Source organism: Candidatus Nitrosopumilus sp. (genome assembly GCF_965263415.1).
GTDB lineage: Archaea > Thermoproteota > Nitrososphaeria > Nitrososphaerales > Nitrosopumilaceae > Nitrosopumilus.
On the sequence record NZ_OZ253671.1, the window covers coordinates 654,226 to 670,427 of the forward strand.

13 protein-coding genes are annotated in these 16,202 nt (G+C 36.0%); 12 read left to right on the top strand and 1 reads right to left on the bottom strand.

Annotation, left to right across the window (positions count from 1 at the left end; genetic code table 11):
* The first annotated feature begins 32 nt into the window (after positions 1 to 32).
* The 9 genes from hisG to hisI are packed head-to-tail and all read left to right on the top strand — an operon-like array spanning position 33 to position 7,329.
* Positions 33 to 1,010 carry an ATP phosphoribosyltransferase gene (gene hisG, locus ACQY22_RS04475; protein WP_428325326.1) on the top strand — a complete coding sequence of 326 codons (978 nt, stop codon included), beginning with the start codon at positions 33 to 35 and terminating at the stop codon, positions 1,008 to 1,010.
* Positions 1,010 to 2,272: a histidinol dehydrogenase gene (hisD, locus tag ACQY22_RS04480; RefSeq protein WP_428325327.1), complete on the top strand. Its 1,263-nt coding sequence runs from the start codon at positions 1,010 to 1,012 to the stop codon at positions 2,270 to 2,272. Before hisG ends, hisD begins: the two co-directional genes overlap by 1 nt.
* A complete protein-coding gene (gene hisC / locus ACQY22_RS04485) occupies positions 2,269 to 3,339 on the top strand; it encodes a histidinol-phosphate transaminase (protein WP_428325328.1) in 1,071 nt (356 codons plus the stop codon). Before hisD ends, hisC begins: the two co-directional genes overlap by 4 nt.
* 5 nt (positions 3,340 to 3,344) lie before the next feature.
* Positions 3,345 to 4,265 carry an HAD family hydrolase gene (locus ACQY22_RS04490; protein WP_428325329.1) on the top strand — a complete coding sequence of 307 codons (921 nt, stop codon included), beginning with the start codon at positions 3,345 to 3,347 and terminating at the stop codon, positions 4,263 to 4,265.
* 28 nt (positions 4,266 to 4,293) lie between these two features.
* Positions 4,294 to 4,881 (top strand): imidazoleglycerol-phosphate dehydratase, encoded by a 588-nt coding sequence (locus ACQY22_RS04495; protein WP_428325330.1) that lies wholly within the window; start codon positions 4,294 to 4,296, stop codon positions 4,879 to 4,881.
* On the top strand, positions 4,881 to 5,483 hold the full coding sequence (hisH, locus tag ACQY22_RS04500; protein ID WP_428325331.1) for an imidazole glycerol phosphate synthase subunit HisH: 603 nt from the start codon (positions 4,881 to 4,883) through the stop codon (positions 5,481 to 5,483). Before ACQY22_RS04495 ends, hisH begins: the two co-directional genes overlap by 1 nt.
* Complete coding sequence (gene hisA / locus ACQY22_RS04505; RefSeq protein WP_428325332.1) at positions 5,480 to 6,190, top strand: 1-(5-phosphoribosyl)-5-[(5-phosphoribosylamino)methylideneamino]imidazole-4-carboxamide isomerase; 711 nt, start codon at positions 5,480 to 5,482, stop codon at positions 6,188 to 6,190. Before hisH ends, hisA begins: the two co-directional genes overlap by 4 nt.
* On the top strand, positions 6,180 to 6,980 hold the full coding sequence (gene hisF, locus ACQY22_RS04510; RefSeq protein WP_428325333.1) for an imidazole glycerol phosphate synthase subunit HisF: 801 nt from the start codon (positions 6,180 to 6,182) through the stop codon (positions 6,978 to 6,980). The genes hisA and hisF overlap by 11 nt, the downstream gene beginning before the upstream one ends.
* Before the next feature lie 22 nt (positions 6,981 to 7,002).
* Positions 7,003 to 7,329 carry a phosphoribosyl-AMP cyclohydrolase gene (gene hisI, locus ACQY22_RS04515; protein WP_428325334.1) on the top strand — a complete coding sequence of 109 codons (327 nt, stop codon included), beginning with the start codon at positions 7,003 to 7,005 and terminating at the stop codon, positions 7,327 to 7,329.
* Here hisI and ACQY22_RS04520 read toward each other — a convergent pair.
* Positions 7,326 to 7,919, bottom strand: coding sequence for a hypothetical protein (locus tag ACQY22_RS04520; RefSeq protein ID WP_428325335.1), 594 nt, complete (start codon positions 7,917 to 7,919; stop codon positions 7,326 to 7,328). The genes hisI and ACQY22_RS04520 overlap by 4 nt on opposite strands.
* Before the next feature lie 216 nt (positions 7,920 to 8,135).
* Here ACQY22_RS04520 and ACQY22_RS04525 point away from each other — a divergent pair, with 216 nt between their 5' ends.
* The 3 genes from ACQY22_RS04525 (at position 8,136) to ACQY22_RS04535 (ending at position 16,165) form a co-directional block, all read left to right on the top strand.
* The gene (locus tag ACQY22_RS04525) at positions 8,136 to 9,350 is read left to right on the top strand and encodes a threonine synthase (RefSeq protein ID WP_428325336.1); all 1,215 of its coding nucleotides are present in this window, start codon (positions 8,136 to 8,138) and stop codon (positions 9,348 to 9,350) included.
* Positions 9,350 to 10,681, top strand: a complete 1,332-nt coding sequence (locus ACQY22_RS04530) for a ThiF family adenylyltransferase (RefSeq protein ID WP_428325337.1) — start codon at positions 9,350 to 9,352, stop codon at positions 10,679 to 10,681. The genes ACQY22_RS04525 and ACQY22_RS04530 overlap by 1 nt, the downstream gene beginning before the upstream one ends.
* A 216-nt stretch (positions 10,682 to 10,897) precedes the next feature.
* Positions 10,898 to 16,165, top strand: coding sequence for a hypothetical protein (locus tag ACQY22_RS04535; RefSeq protein WP_428325338.1), 5,268 nt, complete (start codon positions 10,898 to 10,900; stop codon positions 16,163 to 16,165).
* Positions 16,166 to 16,202 lie beyond the last annotated feature (37 nt).

Sequence of the window (16,202 nt, forward strand, 5' to 3'; positions counted from 1 at the left end):
GTTATTATATAGACAGATTGAAAGGAGATACCATGTCCGAAATCAGATTTGCAATTCCAAAGGGAAGCCTGGAGGATGCCACATTCAAACTCTTAGAGAGATCTTGGACTAAGGTAAATCGTAAGAGTAGAACCTACCGTGTATACCTTGATGATCCAAAAATTATTGTAAAAATGCTAAGACCTCAAGAAATTCCAACTTTAGTAAATGAAGGATTGTATGATGTTGGAATTACTGGCAAAGATTGGGTCGGTGAAACAAAATCTGACGTAGAACCAATTTTGGACTTGGAATATGGAAAAATTAGACTTGTAATTGCATTCCCAGATAATTATCGATACAAGAATCTAGATGCAATGATTGCAGATTATGCTAAAAAGAAAAAGACATTGAGACTCTCTTCTGAATATCTTACAACTGCATCTCGTTTTATCAAGAGTTGTAAATCTTACAAAAAATATTTTGGAAACAAAGATCCACAAATTGTTACTCCTTGGTTACGTATTGGAACAAACAAATCAGTTCAGATTCATCTATCATTTGGTGCTACAGAAGCAAAACCCCCAGAAGATGTAGACGCAATAATGGATGTAACTGAAACTGGAACTACACTCAAACAAAATAAACTAAAAATTGTAGATGAGGTTCTTACTTCCACTGCACACTTGATAGTGAACAAAAAATCACTCAAAGACAAAGCAAAACGAGAAAAGATTTTTGATATTGTTACTTTGATGCGAGGAGCAGTACATGGCAAAAAATATCTACACATTTACCTAAATGTGGAAGAGAAAAATTTGCCAAAACTGCTAAAACAGATACCATCCTTGAAAAAACCTACAATTAGTCCTCTAAGTGAAGCTGGTTGGTACGGGGTTAATACTATCATCAAAAAATCAGATTTCCACAAAATAATTCCAAAACTGCGAAAAATTGCACAAGGATTAGTAGTGCATGAACCACGACAAATACTGGACCTTGAGGAGATCAAACGTGACGAAGAAAATTGATGAAAATCATTTCGATAAATAATGCAGAACAATTTCTAAAGAAAATAGGCACCAAAAACTCTTCTAAGAACCAAAAAGTTGTAGAACCTATTCTCAAAGATGTAAAGAAGAATGGTGATGTTGCAGTCAAAAAATATGAAAAAAAGTTTGGCGCAAATATTTCATCATTAAGAGTTTCTAAACGTGAAATTGCTAGTGCATACTCTAAAGTTTCAAAAGAAGATATCTTTGCAATAAAACTTGCAAAATCAAGACTGTCAAAAGCAGAATCTGCAGTACGACGTCAATTCAAAGATATCACCATCAAATCTAATGGAACAAAACTCTCAAAGTCATTTGTACCAATTGATAGTGTAGGATGTTATGTACCTGGTGGTGCAGCAAGATATCCTAGTTCAGCTATAATGTCAGTAATACCTGCAAAGATTGCAGGTGTAAAAAGAATTGTTGTGGTATCTCCGCCTAACTCTTCAGGAAATATTGATCCATTAACAATTGTAGCCGCTGATCTTTGTGGCGCAACTGAAATCTACAAAACAGGTGGTGTGCAATCAATTGCTGCATTAACATATGGTACTCGTTCTATCAAAAAAGTAAACAAGATAGTTGGACCCGGTGGTGCCTTTGTTACTTTGGCAAAATATCTTGTTAGCAACATTGTATCTATTGATATGATGGCAGGACCTACTGAATTGGGAATTGTAATTGATTCTGCAACAGACATTGATGTAGCAGCATTAGATCTTATTTCACAAGCAGAACACTCTTCAGACACATTTTGTTACGCATTAACTCCATCAAATTCAATTGCAAAAAAAATCCAATCTAGTGTAAACTCTAAACTTAAAGATATTCAACGTGCAAAAATTGTCAAATCCAGTCTTGAATCAAATGGATTCATTGGTGTTTGCAACCCATCTGACATTATTGATATCGCAAATGATTTGGCACCTGAACACTTGGAGATTATCAGCAAAAATCCTAAAAAATGGAATAAAATCAAGAATCCTGGCTTGATTTTATGTGGAAAAAACAGCCCCTCTTCAGCTAGTGACTATTTGTTAGGCTCAAATCACATTTTACCCACAAATGGATTTGGAAAAACTCGAGGTTCTTTGTCTGTGCTAGACTTTGTCAAGCTCTTAACAAAGATAGAAACAACCAAAAAAGATTTACAGAAAATATCAAAATCTATGAAGAATCTAACTTTAGCAGAAGGGTTACCAAATCACTATGAAGCAGTAAGAGGTAGGTTGAAATGAAGAATTCATGGTATGAAAAAAAACTAGAAGAATTTGCAAAATTAGGTGGTTACAAAAAACCTGAAAAATTTGATGATGCTTTAAAACTGGATTCAAATGAGAATTTTGTAATAAATAAAAAATTCCAGCAAGATGTTATCTCTTATGCAAAATCAAATTCTGATGTTAGAGAATACCCATTAGGAGGAGTTGAAAAACTAGTATCCAAACTATCAAAATATCTTAAAGTTCCTGAAAATATGATTGGTGTTGGAAATGGTTCTGACCAAATATTGGATCTGTTTTTGGCAAACATGGCTTCAAAGAAAACTAGAATTCTAACATCTGATCCAACCTTTGGATTCTTTGAAGAACGATGCAAATTATATGCTATTCCTTGTACCAAAATTCCCTTTTCATCTGACATGAAACTTGATATTGAAAAATTCAATACAAACTTGAAAAAATGTCAGATTTTATACTTGGACTCTCCAAACAATCCAACTGGATTTCAATTCTCAAAAACTCAACTAGAATCTTTAATCAAAAAATTTGATGGTCTAGTGATAATTGATGAAGCATATGGTGAATTTGGTGACTCTTCAACTGTTTCATTAACAAAAAAATATGATAATCTAATTGTTGTCAAAACCTTTTCTAAAGCATTTGGACTTGCAGGTTTGCGTTTGGGATATTTTGTTGCAAACAAGAAAATTGTTGAAGTTTTCAATCAAGTATTACAATATCCATATCCTCTAAACACCATTGCAATTGAGGCTGGAATTGTTTCTTTGGGCAAAGTTGACCAGATGAAAGATGCATCTGAAATCATCAAATCTGAGCGTAAAAAAATTATTGAGAATTTACGCAAGTATGATGCTTTTACTGTTTTTGACTCCAAAGCTAATTTTGTATTATTTGATGCTAAAGGTGCAGACAAACGTGTGTTTTTTGCACTAGTAGAACAAGGAATTTCTATACGTAAACTTGGCAAGATTGGCTCTCATTCAGGATGTCTAAGAGTTACTGTTGGCACCAAGGAAATGAACTCTAAATTCCTTTTAGCAATACGTGATCTTTTAGGATAACAAAATTGAATAATCAACAATTTGATTCAATAATATTTGATTGTGATGGAGTTCTAGTTGATATAACACAATCTTATGATAAAACAATTGATAAAACATGCAGATATGTACTAAAAGAATTTGCAGAAATTGATTCCATTACTATTGATCACAAAATAATTGATGGATTCAAAGCATCAGGAGGATTCAATGATGAAGTTGATTTGGCATATGCTGCAATATTATCATTATATGCAGCTAACAAATTAAACAAAGATCCTTCAGAGTTTATCTATAAAGTAATTTCAAATGCAGATAAAACAGGAATACGTTCTGTACAATCATATCTTGAATCTATTTGTAACATTTCAGAATTTTTATCTAAACTTGGTTCATTAAATGATAGACACAACAATACTGTTTACTCTATATTTGATCAATTTTTCTTTGGGCCTGAATTGTATGAAAAATTATTTGAAAAACAATCAAAGTTTTCTGAAGAAGGAATGATTTCAAATGACAAAGTAATCCTATCTGTATCTTTATTAGAAACATTACAAAAAAAATTTGGAAAAAAACTTGCAGTTGTTACTGGTAGAGGAATTGAATCCATTCGTTATTCACTAAAAGATATGTTGAATTACTTTGATACAAAGAACTCTGCCTTTTTGGAAGATGAACCACGGGAATTAGCAAAACCAAATCCTGCAACATTAATTCGTGCCATACAATCTATGGAATCAAAAAATTGTCTGTATGTAGGAGACTCTATGGAGGATTACATGATGGCAAAGGATACAGCACGGGCAGGTCATTCTACAACATTTTGTGCAATTGTCGGAACAAGTACAAATCCTGAAACTAGGCGTAAACTATTTGCAGATTCAGGCGTAGAGATGATTCTTGAATCAATAAATGATATTCCGAAGGTATTAAATTTAGTTTGATAAAGTAACAGTGTTCTCAGGTGATAAAATGAAAAAACGCTCTAGTAAGATTAAACGTGAAACGAAAGAAACTGATGTTTTGGTAACTGTCAACATTGATGGTGTTGGAAAAACTAGTGTATCAACTGATGTAAACTTTATTGATCACTTGATTACTGCATTTGGAAAACATGCAATGTTAGATTTAACTGTAAAATCAAAATCAAAAGACAATATCGTACACCACTTAATTGAGGATACAGCAATCACAATTGGGAATGCAATAGATGAAGCATTAGGAAACAGAACTGGTGTTACTAGATTTAGTTATGCATCTGTTCCAATGGATGAATCTCTAGCTGAAGCTTCTGTAGATCTGGTGAAAAGACCATTTTACAAGTTGACTTTGTCTATAAAGAGAACAAAGATTGAAGATGTTTCAAAAGAAGATCTTGAACACTTTTTCCAATCTCTATTACAGAATCTAAACAGCTGTATTCACCTTACTGTAAAGTATGGCGATAATGATCACCACAAAGTAGAGGCTGCAATGAAATCTCTAGCAGTAGCATTTAGAATTGCATGTTCCAAAGATTCAAAACAAAAAGGAATTCCAAGTACAAAAGGCGCAATGTAATGACAAAGATTGCAATATTTGATTATGGGGCTGGAAATATTTTCAGTCTCAAAAATGCACTAGAAAAACAAAATGCAGTAGTTAAAGTACAAACTCAAGTTGACAAGTTAGTAGGCTATGATGGAATTTTCTTACCTGGAGTTGGAAATTTTGATCCTGCAATACAAAGTATCAACCGCGATTCTGTAAACTTTCTTGATGTTGTGGGTAACACTCCTGTATTTGGAATATGTTTGGGCATGGAGATGTTTTTTGATAAAAGTCAAGAAGGAAAAGAAGAGGGTCTTGGAATAATTGATGGTGATGTTGTAGTTTTACCTAATACACTAAAGGTTCCACACATGGGATGGAATGCACTTGAGATAAAACAAGAAAATAAAATTCTTGAGGGTGTAGAAAATGGTTCATGGGTATACTTTGTCCATTCGTACAGAGCAAACCCTACAACACAGGATGTTATAGTTGCAGAATCTGATTATGACGTTAAAGTTCCAGCTATAGTTCAGAAGAATAATTATTTTGGAACTCAATTTCATCCAGAAAAATCTGGTGATGTTGGAGCATTAATGTTAAAGAATTTTTTGCGAGAGTGCACACAATGAAAATAATTCCTGCAATTGACTTGATGGATGGACAAGTAGTTCGACTATACAAAGGAAATCCTAAACAAAAAACTGTATACAGCGATGATCCCTTATCTGTTGCTAAAAAATGGCAAAAAGCAGGTGCTGACATGTTGCATATTGTTGATTTAGATGCTACTATTGGAACTGGCAGTAATTTGGACTTGATTGAAAAAATTTCTAAAGAACTATCTATTCCTGTTGAGATAGCTGGTGGTTTACGTACTGAAGAAATTATTGCTAGGGTAATTTCTTTCTCAAATAGAGTTGTAATTGGTACTATGGCATTCAAAGATAAAGAAATGTTACAACGAATCGCCAAAAAATATGATTTTTCAAAAATTGTAATTTCAGTTGATCACATAGATGGATTCATTGTTACACATGGTTGGCAAGAGAGTACGAAAACCTCTTTGTTAGATGCAATAAACGAGTTTGTGAGCATGGGATTTACTGAATTTTTACTCACTAATGTAAGTAAGGATGGAACTCTGGAAGGACCTGACTTGGAATATTTAGAAAAAGCATGTGCTATACAAAATGCAAATGTTATTGCGAGTGGTGGAATTTCAAATATTAATGATGTGTCTGATGTACAAACAAAAAATGCATTTGCAGTAATTTTGGGAAAAGCATTGTACGAAAACAAAATTTCAATTGAGGAGGCAAAACAATTTGTTAACTAAACGAATCATTCCATGTTTAGATGTAGATAATGGTAGAGTTGTAAAGGGACTAAACTTTGAATCAATTAAAGATGCAGGAGATCCTGTAGAACTTGCTGCCAAGTATAGTAAAGATGGAGCAGATGAATTGGTATTTTTAGATATTACTGCATCTCAAGAAAAAAGAAAAACAATCAAAGAATTAGTATCTAATATTGCCAAAGTAATTGATATTCCGTTTACTGTTGGTGGTGGAGTAAATAGTATGGATGATGCAAGAAATATTTTGCTTAGTGGTGCAGACAAGGTTGGTGTAAACACTGGTGCTGTAAAAAATCCAACATTATTAACTGAACTAATGACAATTTTTGGAAAGCAATGTGTAGTAATAGCTATAGATGCAAAACGAAATTATTCTGAAGACTCTACTAAAACAATGTTTGAAGAAAATGGAAAAAAATTCTGGTTTGAAGTTTTCATTTATGGTGGAAAACAAGCAACCGGACTTGATGTAATTCAATGGGCTAAAAAGGCAACAGAACTTGGAGCTGGAGAAGTATTACTAACTAGTATTGATAAAGATGGAACTAAAGATGGATATGATATTTTACTTACCAAAAAAATAGTTGATACTGTTTCTGTACCTGTTATTGCTTCAGGTGGATGTGGTAAACCTAATGATATGTCTGAAATTTTTGAAAAATCTGATGTTGATGCAGCATTGGCAGCCTCAATTTTTCATTATGAAAACCAGTCTGTTAATCATGTTAAAGAAATTCTTAGAGACCAAAACATCTCTGTACGATTATAAAGAAATTTTGCAATGAATAGTTATGAATAAAACCATTGATGATATTGATTTTGAAAAAAGTGGTGGTCTTGTACCTGTAATTGTTCAAGATGCAAATACCAAAGAAGTTCTTACTCTTGCTTATTCTAACAAAGAATCTCTAGAACTGGCCAAAAAAACTAAAAAGTCTTGGTTTTACAGTCGTTCAAGAAACAAACTCTGGATGAAAGGAGAGGAATCAGGTAATACTCAAGAGATTAAAGAAATTCTTGTTGATTGTGATTCTGATGCAATAATTTACTTGGTAGAACCATCAGGGCCTGCATGTCACACTGGTGAAAGAGTTTGTTTTCATCACAAATTGGATTAACAAACAGACTCAAATCTTGATTCTTCACCTGGTAAAAATATTTTGTCTGATACTGTAAATTTAATATTTTCATAATCTGTTCCTCTAAAAACTGCAACCCATTCACCTGCAATGTCATCTATAGAACATATTCCTTGTATTTTTGATAAATCTGGTGTAAAGTATTGATTAAAAGATGACTTTGAACCATCAAATGGAATTGTTAGATATACTGATCTGTGTGTATCATTTAATGGTCTTAGAAATGCAATTTGACCTTTTTCTGTAGGTTCTAAATTGTTCATTCTAACGAAAATGTTTTCCCCTAATGCATATTCACTTCTATCTATTTGAAATGGACCTGATGTTAGCCACTCTCTTTCTCTTGTTGCATCATAACTTGTTTCCGTATCCTTTGATTCCTCAACCTTATTTTCTATCTCATCTAATTTTTCATCAATTTCTATTGTGAATTCATCATTTGTTCCTAGTTCTTTGTTTATGATGTCTTCAATCTCTGTAACCTCTGATTCATTAAAACTAGTAGCAGAAATTCCAATTATTACAACTACTGCAACGATGATTGGAATTATTATCAAACTAGTTTTCATATTGTATTTTTTTTAAAAAACGCTAAAAACCTTCCTTATTTTTAATAATTATAAAAAAATTAAATTTCTAGATATTATTTCTGATTTATTTTGATTAACTTAGAAGTCTTTCAAGATTTTTACTACCTTTCACTATATTTTTTGTTGTATCAAATTAAGTGTCACTTAATTTGATATTAGGATTTTTTATCTATAGTTTGGGATGACAAATTGATCTTGACAAGAACTTCGTTGCAATGTAGGGAATGTAAAAAAGAGTATGATACTGCTTTCAAGTATATCTGTGATGATTGTTTTGGACCATTGGATGTAAAGTATGATTTTCCAACAGTCACAAAAGATACATTTTCTAACCGTGAACATACTTACTGGCGATATTTTGAGTTACTTCCAATAGAAGACAAATCAAACATTGTATCAATTGATGCAGGGTTGACTCCTCTGACAAAAGCTGAAAATCTTGGTAAGGAACTTGGTCTTAATAATCTCTATATCAAAAATGATTCTGTAAATCCAACGTTTTCATTTAAAGACAGACCTGCCGGAGTTGCAATCTCAAAAGCAAAAGAATTTGGATTATCTGCAGTTGGTTGTGCATCAACAGGTAATTTGGCATCTGCAACTGCTGCTCATGCTGCAAAAGGTGGATTTCCATGTCATGTATTTGCACCAAGTAATATAGAGATGGCAAAGATTACTCAAGCATTATCTTATGGTGCAAACTATGTTGCAGTTGATGGAACATATGATGATGCAAATAGAATTGCAGCACAGATTGGTGATTCTAAAGGAATTGGAATTGTAAACATTAACATGCGTTCACATTATGTTGAAGGTTCAAAGACATTAGCTTATGAAGTTGCAGAGCAATTAGATTGGAGTGTTCCTGATCAACTTATAGTCCCAGTTGGAAGTGGTGCAATGCTAAATGCTATTTGTAAAGGATTTGAGGAACTACAACAAATTTCATTACTTGATGATGTGTCTGACATGCATATGATTGCAGCACAACCTCATGGATGTGCTCCTGTTGTTGATGCATTTAAGAAAAATTCTAAAGAAGTAATTCCTGTTGAAAATCCTGATACTGTTGCAAAGAGTTTGGCAATTGGTGATCCCGGTGATGGTAGATATGTACTAAAAAGATTACAACAATACAATGGATTTGCTGAAGAATGTAATAACAAAGAAATTCTTGATGCAATACTTTTGCTAGCAAAGACTGAAGGAATATTTACTGAACCTGCAGGTGGAGTATCTGTTTCAGTATTACAGAAGATGGTAGAACAAGGAAAGATTGACAAAAATGATAAAGTTGTATGTTATGTTACTGGAAACGGACTAAAAGCAACTGAATCAATTATGGAAGTATTGGAAAAACCAAATGTGCTAAAAGCAGATATCTCAGAAGTTTCGGCGGTAGTAAACTGATGGCAAATATCACATTTACAATTCCTTCTGTGTTAAATCAAGGTGGAGGAGAAAAAAAAATAGAGATTTCAGCTGATTCATTACAAGATGTATTTACAAAAATCTCTGAACAAATGGGTGATGACTTTAAGAGACGAGTGTTAGAGGGTGATGGAACACCTCGTTCTTTGATTAACATCTACATTAATGGTAAAAATGCCAAGTTTTCTTCTGGAATGGAGACTACTCTCAAAGACGGAGATGAAGTTTACATTCTACCTGCCGTTGCAGGGGGCTCTGAAGAACTGTCTCCAAAAGAACTTGATAAATTCTCTCGACAGGTTATGCTTGAAGAAATTGGGTATGGAGGACAATTAAAATTAAAAAATGCAAAAGTTTGTGTTGTTGGAACTGGTGGTTTAGGACATCCAATAATTTCTAGATTGGCCACAATGGGAGTTGGAAATTTACGAATTATTGATAGAGATGTAATTGAATTATCAAACTTGCATAGGCAAATAATGTTTGATGAAGATGATGTTGGTCAAGTTAAAGTAGAAGTAGCTGCAAAAAAACTACAAAAATTAAATCCTGAATGTAAAATTGAAGCTCTAGCTGTTTCAATAAATGACTATACTGCATTAGAAGTTGTTGAAGGATGTGATGTTGTAATTGATGCACTTGATAGTGTTAATGCTAGATATGCATTAAACAAAGCATGTGTAAAATATAACATTCCATTTGTTACAGGTGCTGCAGTTGGAACATCTGGACAGGCATTTACTGTATTGCCAAAAAAGAGTGCATGCTATTTTTGCATGTTTCCTGAATTAAACGAAGACACAATGCCAACCTGTAGTATTGAAGGTGTTCATCCTCCTATACTTTCTATTATTGGTGCAATTGAAGTTGCAGAAGCTGTAAAAATAATTCTTGGAAAAAAACCAAATCTATCTGAAAGAATTTTACATGTTGATTTAGAAAATCTTGATTTCAATAGTACTAGAACATTTAGAGCTGAAGAATGTCCAATTTGTGGAACAGGAAAACTTGAAGTTACACAAAAAGAAGAATTAATTTTAGAAGAGTTATGTGGAAGAAATAGGGGAAAGCGAACTTATTCCATTACTCCCACTGAAACTTTTGATCTTGATGTTGTTGCTGTAACTAGTGTTGCAAAACAAAAAGGATTCCTTGTTGATAATCAAGGAGACCTTGGTCTTTCCATGAGGACTAATGACTTGTCTGTAAGCTTTATGAAAAAAGGTTCTGCAGTAGTTGTAGGCCCAAAAGATGAAAATGATGCGATTTCTCTTTACAAGAGTCTTTTAGGCAAAGAGATCAATGTATAATTTATGCTGTAAAAATTATACAAATTATATACAAAACATGAAAAATATCACGATCAAATTAATAAATCAGGAATAATATGTAATTATTCTATAAAATGTATATAGGAAATATATCAAATTAGAATAATTAATAAAAAAATTTCAAGATTTTGAGTAATTGTGGACAATTCGTCCATTACGGTTAAATACTAACTTTGAAGAAAAAACTACAATAACATGAATAACGAAATAGGACGTAAAATAACTAGTCTTACATTAATGACAATTATGGTTGCCGGTGGACTGACCTTTGCAATTCCAGGTGTAATGCCTGAAGCAATGGCCGCCAACGCCAACCTCTTTGTTTCCGCAGAAAACTCACAGTTTGATAATTACATGTCAGGACCTCAAGTAATTGAGGTCGTCGTAATTGATAGCGACATTAACGATACAGATGAGGCAAAAGGTGAACCAGACGTAACTGTTAACGGTAAGGTCCTGAGAATGGTCCAAGCAGTTGACGGTAACTGGTATGGTTACTTTGCCGACAGAGACCAAGCCCAAATCGCAGACTCTACTGCTGGCACTGCTGGTAGTGGTCTCGACTTTGGTGTCTTCTGTGCTGCATCAACTGGTACTGCTGTCTTAGGTGTATCAACTACTGAAACCGACGGTTTTGCATTGTCTAACGCAACTGCAACTGCTGGTGAAGATGTAGTTGGTAGCTCCACAGGCGGTGCACTCACAACTACAAATGCTAATTGTGATGGTGCATTAGGTGGTACAGGTGTATCAACAATGAACGTCTTGAGAGAATCAAAAGATCCTAACGATGGTTCTGCAACCAATGTCAATGCAGGTCAAATTGGCCTTACAACTGACACTGGTTCAGGACAATTAAACAACGTAATCGTTTGGCCTTTCATTCAACTTTATCAATTCAACCCAACAGGTAATGTTGTCGTACAGTACAACAAAGGTGGTGGTGTTCAATCAACAACACTTACTTTTGATACTGTTGATCAATTTGCCGAGTTGAGTTTAGATAGAGCTGTATATCCAAGATTATCTCAAGTTCACGCTACAGTTACTGACTTATGGTTAAACATTGACCCAACTGATGAAGACTCTTGGACATTTGGTACCAATGCAACAAACTCAACAAATCGTGATACATACTATCAAGTATTTGATGAGAATGGTGCATCTGGCGGAAGTGCCCTTACCTTAAAGGACACATTATCTGATTTGATGTGTGAGGATAACTGTATCCTTACACTCGATGTCAACGTACAGGGTGCAACTAATAATGTTGTAACTATACAAGACAACGGTGATACTGTTCTTATTGATTCTGGTAGAACTGCAGATACCAATAGTAATACTATTGTTGTATCTGGAGAATCTACTAGACTCGGTACAGGTTCACTTCCAGTAACCCTTACTGAACAAGGTCCAAACAGTGGTGTATTTGGTACATATGATGAATCAGATGTATCAAACGTCATAATCGCTAGCAATGCAGCAAGGGGAACCTCTGCATCTATTGATTACAATGAAACACCTCAAACTATTCTTGTAGGATTCGACTTTGCAAGTATTGACATCCAACCAGTAGATGATGAATGGAGCTCTGGTGAAGAGATTCCAGTAGTCATCACTGATGGTGATCAAAACAAAAACAGCAGAGCCGATGAAGACTTAGATGTTAACAACCCAGATGTAACTTTGATTCCAGCACTCACAACTGGTGATCCATTCACCCTTGGTGAGAAAGGCGATAGTACCTATAACACATTAGTTACTAACGCATCAACTATTGATCGTGGTACATCTGCTAACCCAGCTGCAGGCGCTGGTATTCCACAGTATCTGGTAACTACATCCAATGTTCCAGGTAACTCTGCTGGTAACCAGACCTCATCTACTGCTGTAGACACATTTAGTGAGAGAGCAATCCTCGACTTTACAAATGCAAACTCTACTGCACAAGTTAACTTAGTCATTATTGATTTGAATACAACTATGGAAGAACTACAAAACACCATCCAAATTGAATCAGCTCCAGGCGTTGCCTTTAACTACTTCAATTATGATGTTAGATCCTTCGATTCAGGAAGCCAGGCAACTGGTACCGGTGCCAGCAATGTAAGTATATTCTTACTGAACAATACTGCTAGAATCATCTCCGCTGGAGATGAATATAGCAATCTTGATCATGGCACAATTGTAGGAACTACTCTTGTAGTAAACTCCACAGACTTCCAAGATTACGTTGAGCTTACTGAATCCAATATAGATGACAACTTACTTGACCCAAGTAATGGTGCCGCAACCGATCCTGATGATCAACAACTTGCATTAGCATTTGAGTTTGATTATGATGGTGACGCTGCTACTCCTGGATCTAACGGATTTACAAGCCTTGACGCAAAGGAAGTAATCGTAGCTGACTTCTTCTCATTTGGTTTCAATGATGATGGTGTGCAATCTGGTGAAAGATTTGCAAACCAAATAATCAGAATTGAAGCTGAAGAAACAGGTGACAACACAAGTACCTTCGAAGGTTCACTTGAATATGTCATGGTTAACCAAATTAACATACAGGATGTCAATACCTTCTCAGGTATTACACCAATCGCAGATGATCCATCATTCATTGTAATTGAGGATCTTACTGACGAAGACGCACCAAGAATCTCATATAACGATTTAGGTGAAGACGGTGTAGTAACTCCTGTATCTGACCAAGAAGAAGCTCCAAGCCACTCTGGTGTTGTATCATTCAATCAAGATTCATACAAGATCGCTGACACTGTAGTAATTACATTAGAAGACTTAGATCTAAACGTAGACTCTGATCTTATCGATATCTTTACTGTCGTAGGTGAAGTCGGTGGTGACACCGATGACATGGTTGGTTCATCCACAACTCAAGACTTGAGTTTCGGTGAACTCGGCAGATTATTAGATGTCACATTTGATGATGTTCAATGGAAGACCCCAGCTGACGGCACATGTACCGTAGACGGTGAAGATGCCGGCGCTGACCTTGAAGACACACTTACTGATACTGGACTTGGTGCAACTGGATTTACTCTAGTTGAAACTGGAACAGCAACAGGTGTTTTCACAGGTGACTTCCAAATTCCATCATTCTGGTGTAGAGCAGAGGCAACAACAACTACTGATCCTAACCAATACGAAACAACCACTGGTCTTGACATTGAAGTTAACTATGTTGACTTTAGAGATGCCTCTGGTGAAATCGTAGAAGTTGGTGACTCAGCAGGTGTACGTGCTAATACTGGTTCCGTCAGTCTTGACAGAACAGTATATCCAGTACCATTTGGTGTTGCAGCCGATTTCCCATCCTCTAATACTTCAGAAAGTCCAAACGGACGTTCTGTATTCCCAATTCATGCCACTGGTATGAGTACAACAGGTGGATTAGAGTCTGATGAGGAATTACCTAACGGAGATCTTAGTATTCACGTAAGAGTTAACGATCCAGACTTTGACGTAAACCCAGCAGGTGAAGATTCAATTAATCAACCAGCAGGCACAAACGGTGACGGTCCAGTCAAAATCTCTGTTATCAGAGGTTCTGACACAGTCGTCCTCGGTTATGCTGGTTCAGCCGCACAAGAAGGACTTATCGATGTAGGAGGAAATAACTCTACAGCCGGTTCTGTCCGTAACTTCGGTCCAATAACTGAAATCGCACCTGACGCAGGTATTTACGAACTGGATGTAACTGTTAGATACACCGACGGTCCAGCATCCTCACAATGTCCAAACAGTTCAGTTTATACTGCATTGTTAGACAATAGAGGAACCGGTACATCAGCAAGATTCGACACTGGTGCAGCATATTCTGGTGAAGATTACTGTATCCTACAAGGAGATATTCTCCAAGTAGAATACACTGATCCAGCAGATGCTTCTGGTGACGAAAACACTGTAACCGACTCTGCTACTTTCGACCTTAGAAACGGTGTATTGCAATCCGACAAATCCGTATACATTATCGGTTCAGACATGATCTTAACACTCATTGAGCCAGACTTTGATCTTGACAATGACACTGCTGAGACTTATGACTTGGACTTAATCGAATGGGACTCTGATGCAGCAACCATTACCATGGGTGAAAACGCAGGTAGTGCAGCTAACATCGCAGCATTCGACCCAGAACCAACTGACTTTAGAGAAACAGGTGACTCTACTGGTATCTTCCAGATTGTTATCGAAATTCCTGAACAGTTGAACAATGACAAGTTAGAAAGAGGAGAAGAAATTATCCTCGAGTATACTGACTGGGGTCCATCCGGATCTGATTATGTAGGAGATGAAGATGAAGATGTCAACTTGACAGTCTACACTTCAAACTTCGGAGCAACTGTAGAACTTGACCAAAAAGTATACTCATGGACTGACAAAGTCTACATTACCATTGTCGCACCAGATCACAACTTTGACAGTGACCTAGTTGACGAAATCGGAAACTCTAGTGATGACCCACTAAAGGTCTCAACCAGAGGTGCTGATCTTGACAACTACAAACTCGTCGAGACTGGTACTGACACAGGTATCTTCACAGGTGAAGTAATCCTTACTGGATTCTCTACCCATGATGCTGATGGTGATGGTGACACAAGCGATGCTTCCGGAACCACTAGTGGTACCGGTCCAACAGGTGGCTTCTTAGCTACTGATGATGATGACGGACTTACTGTCTCCTTTGAATTCTCAGAGGATGAAACAATTGTAGGTTCTGCCCTTATCAGATGGAACATCGGTGAGGTCCAATGGCTTGAAGCAAGTTACCCAGCTAGCGGAACAGGTGTTGTAAGAGTAATTGATCCAGACATGAACTTAGATCCAGAAGCAGTCGACAACTTCGATGTCGATGTGTGGTCTGACTCCGATGCCGGAGGTATTGACCTTACTGTAACTGAAACTAACGAGGCAACCGGAATCTTTGAGGGAACTGTGTTCTTCACAACCCTTGATGAATCATCTGGTCACAGACTCAGAGTTTCAGAAGGTGACACTGTCACAGCAGAATATGAGGACAATACACTACCTGATCCATACACAACTGCAGATGAACTTGATATTACTGCCACTTCACTAATTGGCACTGTAGTACCACCTCTCGAGAGAGCACCAGCTGCTAACTTGAGAACCGTTGATGCATTCGGTAACAGCTTAGATTCTGTTTCCGTTGACCAACAGGTACAAATCAGCGCTGACTTAGCAAATGGTCAGGATAGAGAGCAATCATTCGCATACTTGGTACAGATTCAGGATGCAAACGGTGTTACAGTCTCACTAGCATGGATTACAGGTTCACTATCTAGCGGTCAATCATTCAGCCCAGCTTTATCATGGATTCCAACTGAAGCAGGAACATACACTGCTACTGCATTCGTTTGGGAGTCTGTTGATAATCCTACGGCATTATCACCACCAGTTAGTACAACTGTCAACGTAAGCTAAAACTAGTTCACATTACCCTTTTTTTCTTTTTTTGAAT

What these genes read in the sequence shown, in the direction of transcription:
- hisG (WP_428325326.1), top strand. Translation starts at nt 33, where the DNA reads ATGTCCGAAATCAGATTTGCAATTCCAAAGGGAAGCCTGGAGGATGCC.
- hisD (WP_428325327.1), top strand. Translation starts at nt 1,010, where the DNA reads ATGAAAATCATTTCGATAAATAATGCAGAACAATTTCTAAAGAAAATA.
- hisC (WP_428325328.1), top strand. Translation starts at nt 2,269, where the DNA reads ATGAAGAATTCATGGTATGAAAAAAAACTAGAAGAATTTGCAAAATTA.
- ACQY22_RS04495 (WP_428325330.1), top strand. Translation starts at nt 4,294, where the DNA reads ATGAAAAAACGCTCTAGTAAGATTAAACGTGAAACGAAAGAAACTGAT.
- hisH (WP_428325331.1), top strand. Translation starts at nt 4,881, where the DNA reads ATGACAAAGATTGCAATATTTGATTATGGGGCTGGAAATATTTTCAGT.
- hisA (WP_428325332.1), top strand. Translation starts at nt 5,480, where the DNA reads ATGAAAATAATTCCTGCAATTGACTTGATGGATGGACAAGTAGTTCGA.
- hisI (WP_428325334.1), top strand. Translation starts at nt 7,003, where the DNA reads ATGAATAAAACCATTGATGATATTGATTTTGAAAAAAGTGGTGGTCTT.
- ACQY22_RS04520 (WP_428325335.1), bottom strand. Translation starts at nt 7,919, where the DNA reads ATGAAAACTAGTTTGATAATAATTCCAATCATCGTTGCAGTAGTTGTA.
- ACQY22_RS04530 (WP_428325337.1), top strand. Translation starts at nt 9,350, where the DNA reads ATGGCAAATATCACATTTACAATTCCTTCTGTGTTAAATCAAGGTGGA.
- ACQY22_RS04535 (WP_428325338.1), top strand. Translation starts at nt 10,898, where the DNA reads ATGAATAACGAAATAGGACGTAAAATAACTAGTCTTACATTAATGACA.